Annotated in this window: 3 protein-coding genes; 1 reads left to right on the forward strand and 2 read right to left on the reverse strand. The window is 72.8% G+C overall.

What is annotated here, in order from left to right; genetic code table 11:
* Positions 1 to 148 precede the first annotated feature (148 nt).
* Positions 149 to 1,216: a uroporphyrinogen decarboxylase gene (gene hemE, locus H5J33_RS29320; protein WP_181797832.1), complete on the forward strand. Its 1,068-nt coding sequence runs from the start codon at positions 149 to 151 to the stop codon at positions 1,214 to 1,216.
* A gap of 1 nt (position 1,217) precedes the next feature.
* Here the strand turns inward: hemE and H5J33_RS29325 are convergent, their stop codons facing one another.
* The gene (locus tag H5J33_RS29325; protein ID WP_181797833.1) at positions 1,218 to 2,042 is read right to left on the reverse strand and encodes a rhomboid family intramembrane serine protease; all 825 of its coding nucleotides are present in this window, start codon (positions 2,040 to 2,042) and stop codon (positions 1,218 to 1,220) included.
* Between the two features lie 51 nt (positions 2,043 to 2,093).
* Positions 2,094 to 2,959: FAD-dependent oxidoreductase (locus tag H5J33_RS29330; protein WP_181797834.1), on the reverse strand; the 866-nt coding region annotated here is incomplete at its 5' end.

The raw sequence follows: 2,959 nt of genomic DNA on the forward strand, positions 1-2,959 counted from the left end.
GTGTCCTCCGCGTCGTCCATTCCGTCAGCGCCGTCCGACAGTCGTCCCTGAGCCGCAGCCATGCGGGGAAGAGTAAGGGGAAGCGGGCCTTCGCGCAGGGCAAGACACCCCGCGCCGGCGGTCACCGGTGTCATGCGAGACTTGCCCCGTGACCGCCAACGACACCTCCACGGGCCAGGGGCCCGCAGCCACGTACGACAGCGCGTTCCTCAAGGCGTGCCGGCGCGAACCCGTGCCGCACACGCCCGTGTGGTTCATGCGCCAGGCCGGCCGCTCCCTGCCCGAGTACCGCAAGGTCCGCGAGGGCGTCCCCATGCTGGAGTCCTGCATGCGGCCCGAGCTGGTCACCGAGATCACCCTCCAGCCGGTGCGCCGGCACGACGTGGACGCGGCGATCTACTTCAGCGACATCGTCGTCCCGCTCAAGGCCATCGGTCTCGACCTGGACATCAAGCCCGGCGTCGGCCCGGTCGTCGAGCAGCCCATCCGCACCCGCGCCGACCTGGCCCGGCTGCGCGACCTCCGCCCCGAGGACGTGCCCTACGTCACCGAGGCCATCGGCATGCTCACCCGCGAGCTGGGCGCCACCCCGCTGATCGGCTTCGCGGGCGCGCCCTTCACCCTCGCGAGCTACCTGGTCGAGGGCGGCCCCTCGCGCACGTACGAGAACGCCAAGGCGATGATGTACGGCGACCCCGAGCTGTGGGCCGACCTGCTGGACCGGCTCGCCGACATCACGGCCGCCTTCCTGAAGGTGCAGATCGAGGCCGGCGCCAGCGCCGTCCAGCTCTTCGACTCCTGGGCCGGCGCGCTGGCCCCGGCGGACTACCGGCGCTCGGTCATGCCGGCCTCCGCGAAGGTCTTCGACGCGGTCGCCGGGTACGGCGTGCCGCGCATCCACTTCGGCGTCGGCACCGGCGAGCTGCTGAAGCTCCTGGGCGAGGCCGGCGCGGACGTCGTCGGCGTCGACTGGCGCGTCCCGCTGGACGAGGCCGCCCGCCGCGTCGGCCCCGGCAAGGCCCTCCAGGGCAACCTGGACCCGACCGTCCTGTTCACCGACAAGGACACCGTCGAGGCCAAGGCCCAGGAGGTGCTCGACGCCGCCGCCGGGCTGGAGGGGCACGTCTTCAACCTCGGCCACGGCGTCATGCCGAACACCGACCCGGACGCGCTGACCCGGCTCGTGGAGTACGTCCACACCGCGACCGCGCGCTGACTCACCAGGCCGAGCGGGGCCGCGCGCGCCTGCCGAACAGCAGGCCGGGCGGCTCCGGCGGCGGTGGTGTGCCGGGCTTGAGCGGCCAGGCGAGCAGCATGCCCGCCACGAAGCCGACCACGTGCGCCGCGTACGCCACCGTGCCCGCGCCGGACACCCCGAGTCCGGAGGAGTACACCGCCTGGAGCCCGAACCAGAAGCCGAGCACCAGCCAGGCGGGCAGCCGCAGCGGCAGGAAGACCAGGAACGGCACCAGCACCCACACCCTGGCCCGCGGATACAGCACCAGATAGGCGCCGAGCACTCCGGCGATCGCCCCGGACGCGCCGATCAGCGGGGCCGCGGAGGTGTCGTTGAGCAGCGCGAAGCCGTACCCGGCCGCGTAGCCGCACACCACGTAGAAGAGGAAGAAACGGATGTGGCCCATCCGGTCCTCGACGTTGTTGCCGAAGATCAGCAGGAACAGCATGTTCCCCAGCAGGTGCAGCCAGCCGCCGTGCAGGAACATCGCCGTGAACACCGACAGCGGCGGCGACTTGTCGTAACCGGGCGGCGCCACCACGCAGCCCGGCCCGTGCGGGCCCACACCGACCTCCCCGGTCGGCACCAGCCGGGGCATCCGGTGGTGGATCAGCTCCCGGGGGACCGCCGCGTAGTGGTCCAGGAACGCCTGCAGATCGCACAGCTGCGCCAGCTTGGTGCCGCCGGTCACGGAGCCGGCCAGGCCGGGCGTGGTGACGAACACCAGCACATTCGCGGCGATCAGCGCGTACGTCACCCAGGGGGTGCGGCGCACCGGGTTCACGTCATGGACGGGGATGACCACACACAAGTAGTGCCCGCGATCGCGCCCGGCTATCAGCGCGCCCGCCGCGGGTCAGCCCTGCCGCACCTTCGAGGCGGCCTTGCGCGCGGCCACCAGCACCGGGTCCCACACCGGTGAGAACGGCGGGGCGTACCCCAGGTCCAGGGCCGTCATCTCCTCCACCGTCATCCGCGCGGTCAGCGCCACCGCCGCGATGTCCACCCGCTTCCCCGCTCCTTCCCGGCCGACGATCTGCACGCCCAGCAGCCGTCCCGTACGGGCCTCGGCGAGCATCTTCACCGTCATGGGGGCGGCCCCCGGGTAGTAGCCGGCGCGGCTGGTCGACTCGATGGTGACCGTCTCGAACCGCAGACCCACCCGGCGGGCGTCCTTCTCCCGCAGGCCGGTGCGGGCGATCTCCAGGTCGCACACCTTGCTCACCGCCGTGCCGACGACACCGGGGAAGGTGGCGTAGCCGCCGCCCGCGTTGGTGCCGATGACCTGGCCGTGCTTGTTGGCGTGGGTGCCGAGCGGAACGTACTGCCGCTGCCCGGAGACCAGGTTCAGCACCTCCACGCAGTCGCCGCCCGCCCAGATGTCCTCGTGCCCGCGCACCCGCATCGCCAGATCGGTGACCAGCCCGCCGTGGACGCCGAGCGGCAGCCCGGCCGCCCGGGCGAGGGCGGTCTCCGGGCGGACGCCGATGCCGAGGACCACCACGTCCGCCGGGAACTCGGCGTCCCGCGTGGCCACCGCCCGCACCCGGCCGTCCCGTCCGGTGAGCACCTCGGTCACCTCGGCGTCGTTCACCATGGTGATGCCGAGGCCCTCCATGGCCCGGTGCACCAGCCGGCCCATGTCCGGGTCCAGCGTCGACATCGGCTCCCGGCCCCGGTTGACGACCGTCACCTCGAAGCCCCGGCGGATCAGCGCCTCGG

It is taken from the genome of Streptomyces sp. WELS2 (assembly GCF_013870595.1).
Lineage (GTDB): Bacteria > Actinomycetota > Actinomycetes > Streptomycetales > Streptomycetaceae > Streptomyces.